Raw genomic sequence first — 18,008 nt, forward strand, 5'->3', positions numbered from 1 at the left:
TGTGCTCGTGGTTGCCATCAGTTCCTCACCCAAGGATCGACGGTGTCGATGCCAGCGGTGCCAGCCGCGGACGTCCGAGGGCCGCAGCGGGGGCAGTCACGGTTCGACCTTCTGCGGAACGCCGGGGTTCACCTAATCGTCCTGTTCCTCCACCTACCCGGGAGACGGATGCAGCGCTGCGAGCAGCTCGGCCACCATCGCGGCGTAGTCCTCGTCACTCAATGCCGTGCCCGTCGACACGAGCAGCCTCTCGGGGACGTTCAGGCCGAGCAGCTTCGCCCGCTGAGCGGACACCCGCAGGCAGAACTCGGCCGCCTTCACCGCCAGTCACCGCGGCAGTCCAGTGCGCGGCCTGCAACGCGTCAAGCCGGGCCGACTCGACCGAGCGATACTCGGCGGCCGCCCCCAGCAGCGCCGCGGGGTGTCCGAGCGCACGGTGACGACGATGCTCGTGCAGCTCTCGGCGGCCCTCGATGACGCGGTCGAGCAGGGACTACTGACCCGGAACGTGGCGCGCTTGGTCGAGCGACACAAGATCACCGCCGCCGAGATGCAGACGTGGACCCGCGAACAGGTCGCAGCCTTCCGTGCGCAGGTGCGGGGCCACGGCCTGCACGCGTGCTTGTTTCTCACACTGTGCGTGCTGCGGCGTTCCGAGGTGCTCGGCCTGTCGTGGTCGTCCGTCGACCTCGACGCCGGGACCGTGGCGGTCGTTGCGGGCCGAGTGGCGCTCGGATCGAGCACCGAGTCGGCGACCCGAAGTCTGCGCGGTCTCGTCGGGTGCTGCCCTGAATGCCACGCAGGCGTCCGAACGTCTGGCGATCGCACCCCCCGATGCCGGTCTCGTCGCGGTGCACGAGGACGGTTCGGCGCTCCGGCCCGAGTGGTAGAGAGACGAGTTCGCGCGCAACGCCACGACTGCGGGCGTACCGGCGATCCGACTGCACGACGCGCGGCACACCGCGGCGAGCATCATGCTCGCCGCCGGTAACTCGGTCTCGGCGACCGCGAAGTGGTTGGGCCACGACCCGGCGATGACGCTTCGGGTCTACGGGCACGTGTACGACGACGCACTCAAAACGGCGGGCGCGGCGTTGTTCGGCGACGCCACCGAAGCGGCCGGATAGCGGTGGTGCTCCAGCCGGTTGGGACCTTCTCGGGACACTGGCGGCTCCCGGGACACCGACGGCCACGAGCCGAAAGTCGATGACCTGCACTAACACTGGTGGGCGCGGAGGGTTTCGAACCCCCGACCGCTGGTGTGTAAAACCAGAGCTCTACCACTGAGCTACACGCCCGAACTCCCGGTGAGACCCTCACCGGGAGTGCTCTAAGACTCTAGCGCGGCAAGCGCGTTTGCCCAAAGTCCGTGGTCACGGGCTTCTCCGGGGCCGTTCATCTCGGCAAAACGAATGACTCCGTCTTTGTCGATGACAAAGGTGCCACGATTCGCGAAGCCCAACTTGTCGTTGAACACCTCGTACTTCTGAGCGACTTCACCGTGCGGCCAGAAGTCCGACAGCAAGGGAAATGTGTATCCCTGCTCAGCTGACCAGATCTTGTGAGTCGGCGAAGCACCGACAGAAATCGCGAGAATGGCAGTGTCGTCGTTCTCGAACTTCGGAAGCTCGTCACGGACCTTGCAGAGTTCCCCCTGACAAGTCCCGGTGAAGGCCAACGGATAGAAGACCAGCAGAACGTTCTTCTTACCGCGGAAATCTGCTAGCGAGACTTCCTGGTTGTTCTGGTCCTTCAAGGTGAAATCCGGTGCCTGGGCACCAACTTCGAGAGGCATGTGCGATTCCTTGGGAAAGTGCGGAAAGGACCGGGTCAGCGCTTGTTGGCCGGACGAGCCTTCGGCTGAACCAGTCGACTTCCCGACCAGTCACCGAGGTTGGCTGCCGATGTCTGCGTCAGGCCGGCAGTCGGCGCCGATTCGGCGATCTCGCTGGGCTCGACATGTCCGTCGAGACCGGTCTTGGGAGTGAGAACCCACACGAAGCCTTCGTCGGCGAGTGGCCCGATGGCATCCATCAAAGCATCTACCAGGTCACCGTCCTCGTCGCGCCACCACAGCAGCACGACGTCGATGACCTCGTCGGAATCCTCGTCGAGCATTTCCCCGCCGATGGTTTCCTCAACCGCGGCACGAATGCCGTCGTCGGTATCCTCATCCCAGCCCAGTTCCTGCACCACCATGTCAGTGGTAATCCCGAGTTTCTGAGCGTAGTTCTGGGCATCCGCCGCGGCGACCACGGTGGGGTCCTCCTTTTGTTGATGGTGTGTGGCGACCCCGCACACCTACCGTTTGACGATCAATTAGGGAAAGCGAACATGGTCTGAGGCGTTAGCGCAAGCCGACCACGCCGAAAACTTTCACCAAAGATCGTCTTCTGACACACGGCGAACCTTACGCCTGCGGATTACCGCAGGTCACAGGGATCCACATTCATCGAAGATCGACTTGCGAATCGAATTGCTCGTATCGCTGATCGAATTGATTTCATCGGCCGAATGATCACTCTCGATCACGACAGCAGATGAACGTAGGTTCGCGGCCAATTCGGCGAACAGTCCGGAAAGTTGCGTCGGAAGTTCACTCGAGACCGAGTCGAACCACGAGGCCGTCTCCCTTGCCGAGGAAGCAGCAGCGCTTGCTTCGGCTCTCAGGTCGGTCTCACCATGATTTCCGGCGTCGACGTAGGCATTGAACGCAACCACGTCGTTTTTCGATCGGGAGACCGCTTCCTCACAGATCGCGAACGCCGCCTCTGCCGCATCTGCCGCCGCTTTCGACGAGGATGCGGCGGCCATCGAAATACTCACCTCGGATTGGTATGCAGCCACGTGCGCTTCATTGGGTACTGCCGATCCGGTCACCGCCGCCGAACATCCCACGATCACCGACAGTCCCACTGCGATCGATCCGACCGAGACCCACGCCCCGACCCTGCCGTAATTGATTTCTTTGTTTATTTTTTCCCACCCCTTCATACGTTCCGATCGATCCCCCAAGCCTGTGACTACGGGGAACCATCACACCCCTGCGTCACGCCGAAAAACGCTACCCGAGAGTAACCAGAGGCGAGGTGTGCCGGACCGACCGGGATGGTGAAAGATGAGGTACGCGCCATATTCACGATGGAAGTGCGTCGGACCTAACAAGGCCTCGATCACCTATGTAAGGACGCCCCACCACGCGTCCCCAAACCAATGAGGAGCACACGTTGTCTGACCTGATCCAGGGTCCCGCGTCCGGGCAGAACGCCGATTCCGGCGCCGCCGGCGAGTCGGGTTCGCCCGCGTCGAATACGCCGGGGGGAACCGACGGTCGCGTTCGCGTCATTCGCGAAGGTGTTGCGTCGTACCTGCCGGACATCGATCCGGACGAGACCACCGAATGGCTCGAATCATTCGACGGACTTCTGGATCGATCCGGACCCACGCGTGCCCGCTACCTCATGCTCCGCATGCTCGAACGCGCCGGCGAGAAGCACGTCGCACTCCCCGCGCTCACGTCGACCGACTACGTCAACACGATTCCGACCGAAAACGAGCCGTGGTTCCCCGGTGACGAAGAGGTCGAGCGCCGCTATCGCGCCTGGATCCGTTGGAACGCCGCGATCATGGTCCACCGCGCTCAGCGACCGGGCGTCGGCGTCGGCGGTCACATCTCCACCTACGCATCCTCGGCAGCGTTGTACGAGGTCGGCTTCAACCACTTCTTCCGCGGCAAGGACCACCCGGGCGGTGGCGACCACATCTTCATCCAGGGTCACGCCTCCCCCGGCATCTACGCACGCGCCTTCCTCGAGGGCCGCATCCCCGCGGAACAGCTCGACGGATTCCGCCAGGAGAAGTCCCACGCCGACTTCGGCGGCGCACTGCCGTCCTACCCGCACCCGCGGCTGCTTCCCGACTTCTGGGAGTTCCCGACGGTCTCGATGGGCCTCGGCCCGATGAACGCCATCTACCAGGCCCGGTTCAACCACTACCTCAACGACCGCGGCATCAAGGACACCACCGATCAGCACGTGTGGGCGTTCCTCGGCGACGGCGAAATGGACGAGCCCGAGTCACGCGGCCTCGCTCACGTCGCGGCAACCGAAGGCCTCGACAACCTCACGTTCGTGGTGAACTGCAACCTCCAACGCCTCGACGGCCCGGTCCGCGGCAACGGAAAGATCATCCAGGAACTGGAATCGTTCTTCCGCGGTGCCGGCTGGAACGTCATCAAGGTCGTCTGGGGTCGCGAGTGGGATGCGCTGCTGCACGCCGATCGCGACGGCGCACTGGTCAACCTGATGAACGTGACGCCGGACGGTGACTACCAGACGTACAAGGCCAACGACGGCGCGTTCGTACGCGATCACTTCTTCGGACGTGACCCCCGCACCAAGGAACTGGTCAAGGACCTCACAGACCAGGAAATCTGGAACCTCAAGCGCGGTGGCCACGACTATCGCAAGGTCCACGCCGCCTACGCAGCGGCCATGGCACACAAGGGCCAGCCGACGGTCATCCTGGCGCACACCATCAAGGGCTACACCCTCGGTAAGCACTTCGAGGGCCGCAACGCCACGCACCAGATGAAGAAGCTGACGCTGGACGATCTCAAGGCGTTCCGCGACATGCAGCACATCCCGATCTCGGACGCCGAGCTCGAGAAGGATCCGTACCTGCCTCCGTACTACCACCCGGGCGCGGACGCTCCCGAGATCAAGTACATGCTCGACCGTCGTAAAGCACTGGGCGGGTTCCTGCCTTCCCGCAACACCGACGCTGCTCCGCTCAAGCTCCCCGAGGACAAGACGTACGACGTCATCCGCAAGGGTTCGGGCAAGCAGGAAGTCGCCACCACCATGGCGATCGTGCGCATCCTCAAGGAACTGTTGCGCGACAAGGAAATCGGCAAGCGCATCGTGCCGATCATCCCGGACGAGGCTCGCACGTTCGGTATGGACTCGTGGTTCCCGTCGCTGAAGATCTACAACCGCAACGGGCAGCTCTACACGTCCGTCGACGCCGAACTCATGCTCGCCTACAAGGAGAGCCCGATCGGCCAGATCCTGCACGAGGGCATCAACGAGGCCGGTTCGACGGCTTCGTTCACCGCAGTCGGCACGTCGTACGCCACCCACGGTGAACCGATGATTCCGCTGTACATCTTCTACTCGATGTTCGGTTTCCAGCGCACCGGCGACGGCCTGTGGGCGGCCGCCGACCAGATGGCTCGCGGATTCGTTCTCGGCGCCACCGCCGGTCGTACAACTCTGACCGGTGAAGGTCTCCAGCACGCCGACGGACACTCCCTGCTCCTGGCATCCACCAACCCCGCAGCTGTCACCTACGACGCCGCGTTCTCGTACGAGTTGGCGCACATCGTCAAGGACGGCTTGCGCCGCATGTACGGCGGCACCGAGGGCGTCGACGGTTTCGGTGGCGAGAACATCTTCTACTACCTGACCATCTACAACGAGCCGTACGTTCAGCCGGCGGAGCCCGAAGGTCTCGACGTCGAGGGCTTGCTCAAGGGCATCTACCTCTACAAGACGTCCGAAGCATCGGGCCCGAAGGCACAGATCCTCGTCTCCGGTGTCGCGATGCCCGAGGGGCTGCGCGCGCAGAAGCTGCTTGCCGACGAATGGGGCGTCTCGGCCGACGTCTGGTCGGTCACGTCCTGGGGTGAGCTGCGCCGCGAAGGCGTCGAGTGCGAACGTCAGGCGCTGCTCAATCCGTCCGAGGATGCTCCGGTTCCCTTCGTCACCACGGCGTTGTCCTCGGCCCAAGGCCCCGTCGTCGCGGCTTCGGACTGGATGCGGGCGGTCTCGGATCAAATCCGTCAGTGGGTTCCCGGCGACTACACCACGCTCGGCACGGACGGGTTCGGGTTCTCCGACACCCGCACTGCAGCGCGTCGCTACTTCAACGTCGATGCCGAGTCCATCGTCGTTGCCGTGCTGATCGGTTTGGCGAAGGAAGGATCGATCGAGCGGTCGAAGGCCGTCGAAGCAGCGAGCCGATACCGCATCGACGACGTGAATGCTGCTCCCGAGCAGACCGGGGACACCGGTAGCGCCTAAGTCGTAGGGCAACAGTCCCAGCGATCGAAAACAGACCTACGCCCATCGCCGCGGGTGTCATCTCGACATCCGCTGCGGCGATGGGCGTAGGTTTTTCTCATGCCCGAACCTGATCCCGAGAAACCCGAAGAGGGCGTACGCCGCACTCGACCACAGTCGTCCGGGTTGCAGGCTGTACTCGCCCGCCGTCGTCAGGTTCGCGATCCACTTCCAGAAGCCTTGCTCCGCCGCGTCAAACAGTTCTCCGGCCGGCTCTCCACCGAGGCCGTGACCGTGATGGAGGAGCAGCTTCCGTTCTTCGACAGTCTCGACGCTTCGCAACGCGCCGACGTTCAACTGTTGGTGCAGACGTCGGTGGTGAATTTCCTGGAATGGCTGCGGCAACTCGACTCGGAGATCAGCTTCGGATACGAGTCGTTTCCGGTCATCCCTCAGGATCTTGCTCGACAGCTCACGCTGCGCCAGACCGTCGACATGGTCCGGGTGGCGATGGAGTTCTTCGAGAAATGGCTGCCGGCTCTCGCCCGCAACGATCAGCAGCTGATCGCGCTGACAGAAGCCGTCCTGCGCTACGGGCGTGAACTCGGTTTCGCAGCAGCGACGGTGTACGCAAGCGCTGCCGAGTCGCGGGGTGCCCTGGACACGCGACTGGAAGCGCTCGTCGTCGACGCCGTCGTGCAGGGAGACACCGGCTCGGACATGCTCTCTCGCGCCGCCACCTTGAACTGGGATGCCACGGCTCCGGCCACCGTCATCGTCGGGTCTCCCCCGCCGGACGAGCGGGTCTCGGTTGCCGGCACCGTCCACGCGACTGCCGCCGCGCACGGGCGCGCTGTTCTCGCCGTGGTGCAGGGTCCGCGACTGGTGATGATCGTCAGCGGGGAACTGAGTAGCAAGACGGAAGGCAGCCAATTCCTTCAAGACCTGCTCATGAGTTTCGCCGACGAGCCGGTGGTGATCGGCCCGACGACACCCTCGTTGAGCGCAGCGCACTTCAGTGCGTCCGAAGCGCTGGCGGGAATCAAGGCTGTTGCCGGGTGGCGCGGCGCACCTCGTCCCGTTTTCGCGACTGAACTGCTCCCGGAACGGGCACTACTGGGAGACGCCGCTGCCGTGAAGGCTCTTCGCGATTTCCTTGTCGCGCCTTTAGCTGAATCCGGCACAGTCTTGACCGATACTTTAGACAGTTATCTCGACTGTGGAGGTGCGGTTGAGACTTGTGCACGTCTTCTGTTTGTTCATCCAAATACCGTTCGGTACCGCTTGAAGCGAATCGCGGAAGTTACCGGCCGGGATCCAACGAATCCACGCGACGCGTATGTACTACGGATCGCCGCTACCGTGGGCCGATTGACACAAATCGATCTCAAATCGAACAATTCGGTTACTTCAGTCACATCTTTAACATCCGGACAAACAAACCTGTAACCCCTGAGCGTCCAATTTCGATGGCCGAGCGCGACGTGGGATTTTGTGGGAACCCTACAAAACACTTCGCCAGAGTTCATCGCGACCGACATCTCGCAGGTCGCTCGCGGCGGTGTTCTCTTAATAAGTGATTTCGTTGCTCGCCCCGGGACAGGGCTCTCAGACACCCGGCATGCTCAGCCCCTGGCTGGCACTGCCCGGAGCACAAGACCGCCTCGAAGTGTGGTCGAAGGCAGCCGGCCTGGACCTCGTCCGACTCGGCACGACCGCGACCGCCGAAGAAATCACCGACACCTCGGTAACCCAGCCCCTCGTCGTTGCCGCTGCTCTGCTGGCATACGAGGAAATCGAATCACGTGGGCTCCTCGGCGCCGACGTCATCGCTGCCGGCCATTCGGTGGGTGAACTTGCCGCTGCTGCGGTCGCCGGTGTTATCTCCGCTGACGACGCGGTCGCGCTTGCCGCCCTCCGTGGCGCCGAGATGGCCAAGGCTTGTGCGCTCGAGCCCACGGGCATGTCAGCCGTTCTCGGTGGAGACGAAGCCGAAGTGCTCGCACGAATCGAAGAACTCGGGCTGGAAGCAGCCAACCGCAATGCGGCCGGCCAGATCGTGGCGGCCGGACTGCTCACCGCGCTCGAAGAACTCGCAGCAAACGCACCCGAAAAGGCCCGAGTCCGCGCACTACCCGTCGCCGGAGCTTTCCACACCCGCTTCATGGCGCCTGCGCAGGACGCCGTCGCAGCTGCTGCCGCCAAGATCACCCCTTCCGATCCGACGCGCACGCTGCTTTCCAACTCGGATGGCACACCCGTCTCCTCGGGCGCCGACGCCCTCACCAAGCTTGCCGCGCAGGTAACCCGCCCCGTTCGTTGGGACCTCTGCTCCGCGTCGTTGCGGACAGCAGAAGTCAGCGCGATCGTGGAACTCCCGCCGGCCGGAACCCTCGTCGGAATTGCCAAGCGTGAAATGCGTGGCACACCGACGGTGGCCCTCAAGAACCCGGAGGATATCTCCGCACTGTCCGAGCTGACCTAGCTCGGACGCCCACCCGGCCGATCAGCCCGAACGGCGGCCGGACGTTTCACCCCACCTCAATCGATCAAGAAGGGAGCCACACCAGTGGCCCACACTCAGGAAGAAATCATCGCGGAACTCGGCCAGATCGTGGAGGAGGTCACCGGTATCGAGCCTTCCGAGGTCACCGTCGACAAGTCCTTCGTGGACGACCTCGATATCGACTCCCTGTCCATGGTCGAGATCGCCGTTCAGACCGAAGACAAGTACGGCGTGAAGGTCCCCGACGAGGATCTCGCAGGCCTGCGCACCGTCGGCGACATCGTCGCGTACATCCAGAAGCTCGAAGCCGAAGGCGCCGAAGCCAAGAACGCAGAGTGAGCCGACCGTGACTTCCGCTTCTACCCGCAAAGGGAGATTCCCCGACATCGTCGTCACGAGCCTCGCGACGTCGACCTCGGTGGCTGGTGATGTGGATGGCACGTGGAAGGCGCTACTCGCCGGCGAAAGCGGCATCGGAATCCTCGATGACCCGTTCATCGACGAGTTCGACCTTCCCATTCGCATCGGCGGGCACCTGAAGGTTTCACCGGACGAGGGCTTGTCCCGCGTCGAAATTCGACGGATGAGCTGGGTGGAACGCCTTGCCCTCACGTTGAGTCGCACGGTCTGGAGCAACGCCGGCAGCCCTGAAGTCGATCAGGACCGCCTGGCCGTTGTCATCGGCACCGGACTCGGCGGCGGCGACACGCTCATCGACGCCGTCGACAAGCTCCGTGGCGGCGGATACCGCAAGGTGTCCCCGTTCTCGGTGCAGATGGTCATGCCCAACGGACCGGCCGCAACGGTCGGACTCGAACTCGGGGCCCGCGGTGGCGTCATCACTCCGGTGTCGGCATGTTCATCAGGTTCCGAGGCAATTGCTCACGCTCACCGCATGCTTGTCATGGGTGACGCGGACATGGTTGTGGCTGGTGGAGTCGAGAGCTTCATCGACGCCGTTCCGATCGCGAGCTTCGCCATGATGCGTGCGATGAGCACCAACAACGACAATCCGGCCGCAGCTTCACGTCCTTTCGACAAGGACCGCGACGGATTTGTCTTCGGCGAAGCCGGCGCCCTGATGATCCTCGAAACCGAGGAGCACGCCAAGGCACGCGGGGCAACGATTCACGCCCGCCTGCTCGGTTCCGGAATCACTTCGGACGGGTACCACATCGTGGCACCGCATCCGGAAGGCCTGGGCGCGGCGCGAGCCATGACCCGAGCAATCGAGATGGCCGGACTGACGAAGTCCGACATCAAGCACATCAACGCCCACGCCACTGCGACGCCGATCGGTGACATCGCAGAGGCAAAGGCAATCAACGCAGCGGTCGGCAATCACGCTGCGGTGTACGGCCCGAAATCCGCGCTGGGACACTCGATCGGCGCTGTCGGCGCCCTCGAATCAGTCCTCACGGTTCTGGCAGTGCGTGACGGGATCATCCCGCCCACGCTCAATGTTGACAGCCAGGATCCAGAAATCGATCTCGATGTCGTCAAGGGTGAACCCCGAACCGGCTCTTTCGATTTCGCACTGAACAACTCGTTCGGTTTCGGTGGGCACAATGTCGCGCTCGCCTTCGGTCGGGCCTAGCCCGAACCGTGGTTTGCACCTGTCCGCGGGTGTCGTTGCAACACAACGTCACCCGCGGACAACACCGACCTTTCGTTCCACCCAAGGCTCGTACTGAAGGAGGACGCGATGACCATCCTGGCCCCCGTGACAAAGTCCGAATCATCGACAGACCCGCGCGATCCTCTTGCGCGCCTGGAAAATCTGTTCGACCCCGGCACAACAGTGCCGCTCCACGCCCGTGACAAGTCCGGTGTGCTCGCTGCGTCCGGAAACATCGACGGCGTCCGCACCATCGCATACTGCTCCGACGCCACTGTCATGGGTGGCGCCATGGGCGTCGACGGTTGCAAACACCTCGTCAAAGCCATCGATACCGCCATCGAGGAAGAGTCCCCCATCGTGGGCCTCTGGCACTCCGGTGGCGCGCGTCTGGCTGAAGGCGTCGAGGCGCTCCACGCCGTCGGACTGGTCTTCGAGGCCATGGTCCGCGCGTCGGGTCTCATACCTCAAATTTCCGTCGTGCTCGGCTTTGCCGCTGGCGGAGCCGCGTACGGTCCAGCCCTCACCGATGTCGTGATCATGGCGCCGGAAGGCCGAGTGTTCGTCACCGGGCCAGACGTAGTTCGTAGTGTCACCGGCGAACAGGTCGACATGGTGTCACTCGGCGGTCCGGACACACACACCAAGAAGTCGGGTGTCGCGCACATCGCCGCACACGACGAGGCCGACGCATTGCACCGCGCACGACGCCTGGTCTCGATGATGTGCGAGCAGGGCGAATTCGATCAGCGGGCAGCGGAACTCGGCGACAGCGATCTGCGCGCCATGATGCCTGCGTCCGCAAAACGTGCATACGACGTTCGTCCCATCGTTCACGAAATGCTCGACAACGTCGAAGGCGAGTCGAGTTTCGAAGAACTGCAAGGCAATTACGCTCGGAGCATCGTCACCGGTTTCGGCCGGATGGCCGGACGCACCGTTGGCGTCATTGCGAACAACCCACTGCGACTCGGGGGGTGCCTGAACTCCGAAAGTGCAGAGAAGGCCGCTCGATTCGTGCGACTGTGCAACGCATTTGGCGTGCCGCTCGTGGTCGTCGTCGATGTTCCCGGGTATTTGCCGGGCGTCTCGATGGAGTGGGAAGGCGTTGTCCGACGCGGAGCGAAGTTACTTCACGCCTTCGCCGAGGCAACGGTCCCCCGCGTCACCGTCGTCACTCGAAAGATCTACGGCGGCGCCTACATCGCGATGAACTCGCGAGCACTGGGAGCCACGGCCGTATTCGCTTGGCCCAACTCCGAAGTAGCCGTGATGGGTGCGAAGGCTGCTGTCGGCATCCTGCACAAGCGGGCCCTCGCAGCTGCACCGGACGACGAGCGTGAAGCATTGCACGACCGACTCGCTGCCGAGCACGAGGCAATCGCGGGCGGCGTCGACCGCGCGGTCGAAATCGGCGTCGTCGACGAGGAAATCGACCCGGCGAAGACTCGCAGCATCGTGACCGCTGCCCTCGCGTCTGCACCATCTGTCCGCGCGCGGCACAAGAACATTCCGCTCTGACAACCCTGGACAGCAAGGTGGGCCTCGCCGATACGGCGGGGCCCACCTTTGTCATTCGAGTCTTTGTCGTTCAAGCCGCGAGAGCACTCCGGGTTCAGGATGGACCTCGGTCAGCTGACACGCCTTCGCAGCCATGTCACTTCGGCACCTTCGCCTGAACTCCGGAAGGGTTCGAGTTCCTCGTCCCACGGTGTACCTATCGCCCGATCGATTTCCGCGGCGATGTCTCCACCGGAATTCATGATGGACCGCAGTTTCATCTCCCCTACGACGACATCACCGTTCGCACTGGTGGATCCGCGCCACAGGCCCAGACCGGGCACATGGCTGTACCGTTCGCCGTCGACGCCGTGACTCGGGTCCTCGGTGACCTCGAACCGCAACATCGGCCACGCGCGTAGCGAGTCGACCAGGCGGGCACAGGTTCCGACGGGACCCGTCCAGTCCGTCGTCGCACGCAGAAGCCCGTCGTAGGCAGGCTGTGAGGTCCATCTGAGCTTGGCAGGGCTGTCCAACGTGGCGGACAAAGCCCAATCCACGTGCGGGCACAGCGCCGCGGGCGACGAGTGGATGTAAACCACACCAGTCGTCACGTCCGCGAATTGATTCATTTCGCGCACTCGAGCCTCCTGCTTCGACGAGGGACGTCTTCCCCAACGACCTCTGTCGAGTTCGTGCAGCACGCTCGATTGAACAGTGTGCCTTGTGTTACCCGTGTTGCGCCAGTGGAAGGAGAGAAATTTGTGCTCTACCGCGAAACTTCACCGACCACGCCATCCGACAATTCGGTCCACAAAGGCTTGGCCCAATCACCGAAATCGCGATCGGTAAGCACGACGCACGCAGTATCGATCGTGGGATCGACCCACAGGAACGTCCCGGACTGGCCGAAATGACCGAAGGTAGCGGCCGAGTTCTCGAGACCCGTCCAATGCGGACGCTTGTCGCCCCGAATTTCGAATCCGAGCCCCCAGTCGTTGGGGCGCTGAGAGCCATAGCCCGGAAGAATTCCGTTGAGCCCCGGGAACTGCACAGTTGTCGCCTCTGCGAACGTCTGCGCCGAGACCAGAGTCGGCGAGAGCAGTTCAGCCGCGAACTTGGCCAAGTCGTCTGCCGATGCCTGCGCACCGTGACCGGCCGGACCGACAAGAGCCGCGCTGGTCATCGCCAACGGCGCGAACACCGCCTCGGCCAGATAGTCGGCAAATTCGATCTCGGTCTCCCGGGAAACCAACTCGGCAAGCACCTCGAACCCCGCACTCGAGTAGATCCGCTTCGACGCCACCGGCGCCTGAACAACACGTTCGGCGAATGCCAATCCCGAAGCATGTGCGAGGAGATGACGAACGGTCGACCCCTCAGGCCCGGCCGGCCCATCCAACTCGACCGCCCCCTCCTCCAGTGCCACGAGAATCGCGTAGGCGCACAACAGTTTTGTCACCGAAGCCAGGGGGAAAACATGCGCCTGGTCGCCACTGAAAGCACGAATGCGGTCGCCCTCACCGGGATTCTTTCCGGAGAGGACGACCGCTGCCGCATTGTCGACCGGCCACTGCTGGATTACGTCGAGACTGTGAGTACTGGGCACCCGATCAGACTACTGGCACAAGGGTTGCGCTTCCGATCACCAGTCAGCTTCGGTGTAGCGGATGACGCCGCGGATGTTCTTGCCATCCAACATGTCCTGGTAGCCGTCGTTCACGCCTTCGAGCGTGTAGGTCCGAGTGACCATGTCGTCGAGGTTCAGCTTGCCTGCCTTGTACATCGCGAGGAGGTTCGGCACGTCCTGGCGAGCGTTGCCACCGCCGAAAATGTTGCCCTGAAGGTCCTTCTGAAGCATCGCCATCAGGAACAGGTTCAGCTTCACATCCATGTCCGTCAGGTGCCCCATTGCGGTGACGACACAACGGCCGGCCTTTGCCGTCAGAATCATCGCTTCTTCGACGTACTCACCCTTCATTTCGCCGACGGTGATGATCGTCTTCTGTGCCATGCGGCCATACGTAGCGTCGATGATCGGCTGAATGGCAGCGGCAGCGCTTTCGAAAGCGTGCGTTGCGCCGAACTTCAGAGCCTGCTCACGCTTCCACGGCACGGGGTCGATGGCAAAGATGTACCGGGCGCCCGATGCAACTGCACCCTGTAGCGCACTGATACCGACGCCGCCGACACCCATGATCACAACGTCTTCGCCGGGCTTCACATCGGCGATGTGGGTTGCCGATCCCCAACCGGTCGGGACGCCGCAACCGACGAGTGCGGCAACCTCGAACGGAATATCCTTGTCGATCTTCACCACTGACGACTGGTTCACGACCATGTAGGGCGAGAACGTCCCTAGCAGGCACATCGGGATCACGTTTTCGCCGCGAGCCTGGATTCGGTAGGTACCGTCACTGATGGCCTGGCCGCTGAGGAGGCCCATCCCGAGGTCACACAGGTTCTGATGGCCGGCCGAGCACGCCGGACAGGTTCCACAAGCCGGAATGAAGGACAGAACGACGTGGTCGCCGACCTCCAGACCCTTGACCTCCGGGCCGAGCTTGGTGATGACGCCCGAACCCTCGTGCCCACCCATGACGGGGAACGACGGCATCGGGGTCGCGCCGGTGACGATGTGGTGATCGGAGTGGCACATTCCGGCCGCTTCCATGCGAATCTGAACTTCGCCGGCTACCGGCTCACCGATCTCGATCTCCTCGACGGACCACTTTTCATTGAGGCCCCACAGGATTGCACCCTTGGTCTTCACGTCACTTCACCCTTTCATTCGCACACCCGCATCTATCTCTGTGACCATAGCCACAAATCTGCGAAATTGGAACGTGTTCTAACGAAAGATTTTGCACTGCAGGTCAGACGTCCAAATGACCTGGCACAACCGGCGCGGCAACGACGGAATAATGACCCACTGAGTGGGACAGGCCACACGGGCACCCGAAAGTAGAGCCGCCCCGAAAGCACGCAACCATTCGACTCCACCTCCCACCAATCGGTCGGACACAGAGCAGCGGGTCTGAAACAGACCTGGGCATGTTCTGGTGCATCTGAGGTTCGTCCTCAGGTTTTGAAGGTGGTGTTCGCCGGCCTCGGTTGCTGCTGCGGGTCGATCGAGAGCGGCGGGATGAACCACGGTTTGTTGTCGACACCGATCCGAATTTCCCATTTGCCGACGAACTCGGATTTGCGGTGCATCAACCGATGATGTGAACGGCACAGCAGGACCAGGTTGTTCATCACCGTCGGGCCGCCGTTCGCCCAGTGCCGGATATGGTGCGCATCCGTCCAGGCGGGCAAGCATGTGCAGCCCGGGAAGGCGCAGCCTCTGTCGCGGGCAATCAACGCAGTCCGTTGTTCGGCGGTGACCAACCTCTTTCCTGGTTTCGCATCCAAGGGCGCGCCGTGATCGTCGAGCAGGACGGTGGACAGGAAGCAGTCACACCCGAGGAGCCTGGTCTGCGACACGGACAGTGGCCCGAGCCAGGGCATGTGCCCGACATCGAGATCCGACACAGCCATTCCGTCATCAGCAGTGGAGGGTGTTGCGGCGCAGTCCCGGTGCTCGGCCAGATCCCGAGCATTGATGTGCACGTTCACGTGCGGGCGTTGGCCACCGTCTGTGCCTGTTTTGGCGCAGTCCAGGTAACGGCGGATCAGTTCGGTGAACCCGTCCGCAGTGCGTTTCGCTGCCGACCGAGAATCCGGGGTTCCGTCCGGTGCTGGGGTGGGCATCGTCAGATTCGACAACGCCGACAACAACATTTCACCGGTCAGGGCATCGAAATCGCCGCGCACCACCACTCGACCGTTCAATGTCGAGGCGATCCGCAACTCGTTGAGATCGACATCCTCGGCGGGCGGGATCTCATCCGATTCGAACAACCGCTCCAAGGTCGCGATCACGTTCCGCACTTTCGTCGTCGTCGCCTCCACACCCGACGCAGCCGCCAACAACAAATCGATGCACTTCGGTAGCGCCTCCTCCGGCATCCCCTTCGGCGGTGACTCACAGAACGCCACGATCAACACAGCATGATCGAACGAGCAATCCCCGCCATCGAACCGAGCCGCCACCGCCGGAAACGGCCGCAAAGCCGCACCCAACGCGGCGATCTTTTCCCGTCCCGAACCTGCAACATCGTGTTCGCCGCCAACCACGCACCCACACCGCGGCTGGCAATCACCTGATCATCCGGGCGCAACGACAACTCGTCCACCACGGCCACTCGAACCGCCTCGAGGCGCAGAATCTCCACACTCGCCTCGACAGCAGCGGTACGCAACTCAGAAGCAGACAACTGCCACAACCGTCCGCGCAACCCCACCGCAGAACCCGACACCACATCCGACAACAAGACACTCATTGAATCCCCCGATCCCCTCCCCGACAATACTCGAACACCCGTTCGAGTCAAGAGTTTCTCGAGTCAATCCACCGAGCGTCCCGGAATCACCACACCGCATTGATAGGCGAGAACCACCAGTTGCGCGCGGTCGCGGACATCCAGTTTTGTCATCGCCCGGTTCACGTGCGTTTTTGCCGTGACCGCGCTGATCACCAATTCCGCAGCGATTTCGTCGTTGGACATCCCGAGGGCAACGAGGGTTACCACTTCGAGTTCGCGTGGGGTCAACTGACCGAAAATCCCAGAAGTCGAGTCGGCCCGCGACGGAGTGGAAAGGAACCGAGAAATCAACGCGCTGGTCGCAATCGGCGACAGCAAAGAGTTCCCACCTGCGACCGTCCGAACAGCATCGAGTAGATCCTCGGCTCGGATTCCTTTGCCGATGAAGCCGCTGGCTCCCGCCCGGATCGCCTGTGCCACATGCTCATCCACTTCGAAGGTGGTAAGAATCAACACGTGCACGTCGGTCAAATCCGGATGATCGGCAATCATGGCGGTCGCTTCGACTCCGCTGGTGCCTGGCATTCGAATGTCCATCAATACAACGTCGGGTCGATGCTCGAGCGCCGCCTGGAATGCCTGCTCTCCGTCTGCCGCCTCGGCGACCACCTCCATGTCCTCTTCCGAACCGATCAGCAGCGCAAGCGTTTGACGGAAGAGCGCCTGATCGTCTGCCACTACCACCCGAATACTCACGACTCCTCACGCTCCGAACCCCTGGACACCGAGACAAGCGGTAGTTGGGCGTCCACACGAAATCCCCCGTCGGCGCGGAATCCTGCTGAGACCTCGCCTCCCATCGCCTGTGCCCTCTCCTTCATTCCCAGCAGTCCGTACCCGGGTGGTGACGTCGAAGGCACTGCCGTTCCGGCGTTTTCGACCGACAGCATCAGAACCTCGGCTTCGTATGACAACGACACGGTGACGGCTCCTGGCAGCGCATGCTTGCTCGCATTCACGAGTGCCTCCTGGATAATTCGGTACGCTGTGAGATCTACTGCGGGCCCGAGTGGGCGCAGCGAACCCACAGCGCGCACATCGATTTCCATTCCTGCACTGACGAATTGATCCACCAGTGCCGGTAGATCCGAAAGCCCCGGAGCCGGCTTCATCGAGCGATCACCGTCCTGAGCATCACGGAGAACTCCGACCGTGGCCCGAATTTCATCGAGTGCCGCCTTGGACGTTTCCTCCACTCCGCGTAGTGCAGTCGTCGCCTTCTCCGGGTCTTTCCCGATCAAGTGCGACGCGACCCCGACTTGCAGGTTGACCAAGGCAATGTGGTGCGCGACAACGTCGTGCAGGTCTCGCGCAATCCGCATCCTTTCTTCGACGACGCGGTGTCGGGCCTCGTCCTCGCGCATTCTTTCCGCTTGCACCGCGCGCGCCTCGACGGACTCCAGATAGGCTCGGCGAGAACGGACCTCGGCGCCGGCAAAACTTGCCATCAGCAACCAAGCCAACAACCCCAGTGCCTCCTGCAGGAGATTGTTCCCCACTCCCAGGAAGATCGTGACGAGCATCAGCGGGCTGACTGTGCTCGCCGCTGCGAAGAAGGTCCTCCGGCGGTCACTCGTGCTGGCAACGTAGTAGAGGCACACCATCGCTGCGGAACCTGTGCCGGCATTCGGCGGCGCTGACAGTGCAATCATCAATACGCCGAGGAGTACTGCCACCGCCAGTGCCGAGAACGGATAGCGCCTTCGGAACACGATGGTTGCCGCTGCGATCGCTGTTACAAGCACTCCCACAACCGTGACCTCGCGGGTGTCATTGCCGTCGAGCGCGATGCGGTGCGCCGTCCACGTGGCAAGGAGCACGAGAATCGCCAGTGCCAGGTCGATGGTGCGCGGGTGTTCCGCACACCATCGACCCCACGTCGATGTCGAAGTCAT

Annotated in this window: 17 protein-coding genes, 1 tRNA gene and 1 pseudogene; 8 read left to right on the forward strand and 11 right to left on the reverse strand. The window is 62.7% G+C overall.

Annotated elements, in window-relative coordinates; translation table 11 throughout:
- Positions 1-153 precede the first annotated feature (153 nt).
- Complete coding sequence (locus V3587_RS19915) at positions 154-321, reverse strand: hypothetical protein (protein WP_283377220.1); 168 nt, start codon at positions 319-321, stop codon at positions 154-156.
- A 22-nt stretch (positions 322-343) separates the two neighbouring features.
- Between V3587_RS19915 and V3587_RS19920 the strand changes: the two genes are divergently transcribed.
- Positions 344-991, forward strand: coding sequence for a hypothetical protein (locus V3587_RS19920; protein ID WP_283377221.1), 648 nt, complete (start codon positions 344-346; stop codon positions 989-991).
- Entirely contained in the window at positions 942-1,127 is a 186-nt protein-coding gene (locus V3587_RS19925; RefSeq protein ID WP_331702585.1) for a hypothetical protein, read from the forward strand. Before V3587_RS19920 ends, V3587_RS19925 begins: the two co-directional genes overlap by 50 nt.
- A 96-nt stretch (positions 1,128-1,223) precedes the next feature.
- On the opposite strand, the gene V3587_RS19930 is transcribed toward V3587_RS19925, so the two are convergent.
- From V3587_RS19930 to V3587_RS19945, 4 genes are all read right to left on the reverse strand, one after another.
- Positions 1,224-1,298: transfer RNA gene (locus tag V3587_RS19930), tRNA-Val, on the reverse strand.
- A gap of 32 nt (positions 1,299-1,330) precedes the next feature.
- A complete protein-coding gene (locus V3587_RS19935; RefSeq protein WP_019748962.1) occupies positions 1,331-1,795 on the reverse strand; it encodes a peroxiredoxin in 465 nt (154 codons plus the stop codon).
- A gap of 35 nt (positions 1,796-1,830) precedes the next feature.
- A complete protein-coding gene (locus tag V3587_RS19940) occupies positions 1,831-2,256 on the reverse strand; it encodes a DUF3052 domain-containing protein (protein WP_003941575.1) in 426 nt (141 codons plus the stop codon).
- A gap of 177 nt (positions 2,257-2,433) precedes the next feature.
- Entirely contained in the window at positions 2,434-2,847 is a 414-nt protein-coding gene (locus V3587_RS19945) for a hypothetical protein (protein WP_223304496.1), read from the reverse strand.
- Positions 2,848-3,227: 380 nt separating this feature from the next.
- Here V3587_RS19945 and aceE point away from each other — a divergent pair, with 380 nt between their 5' ends.
- The 6 genes from aceE to V3587_RS19975 all read left to right on the forward strand — a co-directional run bounded on the left by aceE (position 3,228) and on the right by V3587_RS19975 (position 11,707).
- Entirely contained in the window at positions 3,228-6,083 is a 2,856-nt protein-coding gene (gene aceE / locus V3587_RS19950; protein ID WP_042445740.1) for a pyruvate dehydrogenase (acetyl-transferring), homodimeric type, read from the forward strand.
- A 99-nt stretch (positions 6,084-6,182) separates the two neighbouring features.
- Positions 6,183-7,511 carry a PucR family transcriptional regulator gene (locus V3587_RS19955; protein ID WP_003941635.1) on the forward strand — a complete coding sequence of 443 codons (1,329 nt, stop codon included), beginning with the start codon at positions 6,183-6,185 and terminating at the stop codon, positions 7,509-7,511.
- A 127-nt stretch (positions 7,512-7,638) separates the two neighbouring features.
- Entirely contained in the window at positions 7,639-8,547 is a 909-nt protein-coding gene (locus V3587_RS19960) for an ACP S-malonyltransferase (protein ID WP_007735477.1), read from the forward strand.
- A gap of 84 nt (positions 8,548-8,631) precedes the next feature.
- Entirely contained in the window at positions 8,632-8,907 is a 276-nt protein-coding gene (acpM, locus tag V3587_RS19965) for a meromycolate extension acyl carrier protein AcpM (RefSeq protein ID WP_003941649.1), read from the forward strand.
- A gap of 7 nt (positions 8,908-8,914) precedes the next feature.
- Positions 8,915-10,165: a KasA/KasB family beta-ketoacyl-ACP synthase gene (locus V3587_RS19970; protein WP_283377222.1), complete on the forward strand. Its 1,251-nt coding sequence runs from the start codon at positions 8,915-8,917 to the stop codon at positions 10,163-10,165.
- Between the two features lie 108 nt (positions 10,166-10,273).
- Positions 10,274-11,707 carry an acyl-CoA carboxylase subunit beta gene (locus V3587_RS19975; RefSeq protein WP_003941597.1) on the forward strand — a complete coding sequence of 478 codons (1,434 nt, stop codon included), beginning with the start codon at positions 10,274-10,276 and terminating at the stop codon, positions 11,705-11,707.
- A 110-nt stretch (positions 11,708-11,817) separates the two neighbouring features.
- Here the strand turns inward: V3587_RS19975 and V3587_RS19980 are convergent, their stop codons facing one another.
- The 6 genes and pseudogenes from V3587_RS19980 to V3587_RS20005 form a co-directional block, all read right to left on the reverse strand.
- Positions 11,818-12,327 (reverse strand): DUF3145 domain-containing protein, encoded by a 510-nt coding sequence (locus V3587_RS19980; RefSeq protein ID WP_042445731.1) that lies wholly within the window; start codon positions 12,325-12,327, stop codon positions 11,818-11,820.
- A gap of 128 nt (positions 12,328-12,455) precedes the next feature.
- Positions 12,456-13,295 carry a serine hydrolase domain-containing protein gene (locus tag V3587_RS19985; RefSeq protein ID WP_047270813.1) on the reverse strand — a complete coding sequence of 280 codons (840 nt, stop codon included), beginning with the start codon at positions 13,293-13,295 and terminating at the stop codon, positions 12,456-12,458.
- Between the two features lie 36 nt (positions 13,296-13,331).
- Complete coding sequence (locus tag V3587_RS19990; RefSeq protein ID WP_003941638.1) at positions 13,332-14,459, reverse strand: NDMA-dependent alcohol dehydrogenase; 1,128 nt, start codon at positions 14,457-14,459, stop codon at positions 13,332-13,334.
- Between the two features lie 308 nt (positions 14,460-14,767).
- Positions 14,768-16,071, reverse strand: a pseudogene (locus tag V3587_RS19995) (DUF222 domain-containing protein).
- Positions 16,072-16,134: 63 nt separating this feature from the next.
- Positions 16,135-16,809, reverse strand: coding sequence for a response regulator transcription factor (locus V3587_RS20000; RefSeq protein WP_042450142.1), 675 nt, complete (start codon positions 16,807-16,809; stop codon positions 16,135-16,137).
- The gene (locus V3587_RS20005) at positions 16,806-18,008 is read right to left on the reverse strand and encodes a sensor histidine kinase (RefSeq protein ID WP_283377223.1); all 1,203 of its coding nucleotides are present in this window, start codon (positions 18,006-18,008) and stop codon (positions 16,806-16,808) included. Before V3587_RS20005 ends, V3587_RS20000 begins: the two co-directional genes overlap by 4 nt.

Origin of the sequence: Rhodococcus sp. IEGM 1306, assembly GCF_036541985.1 — a bacterium.
Taxonomy (GTDB): Bacteria; Actinomycetota; Actinomycetes; order Mycobacteriales; family Mycobacteriaceae; genus Rhodococcus_F; species Rhodococcus_F qingshengii.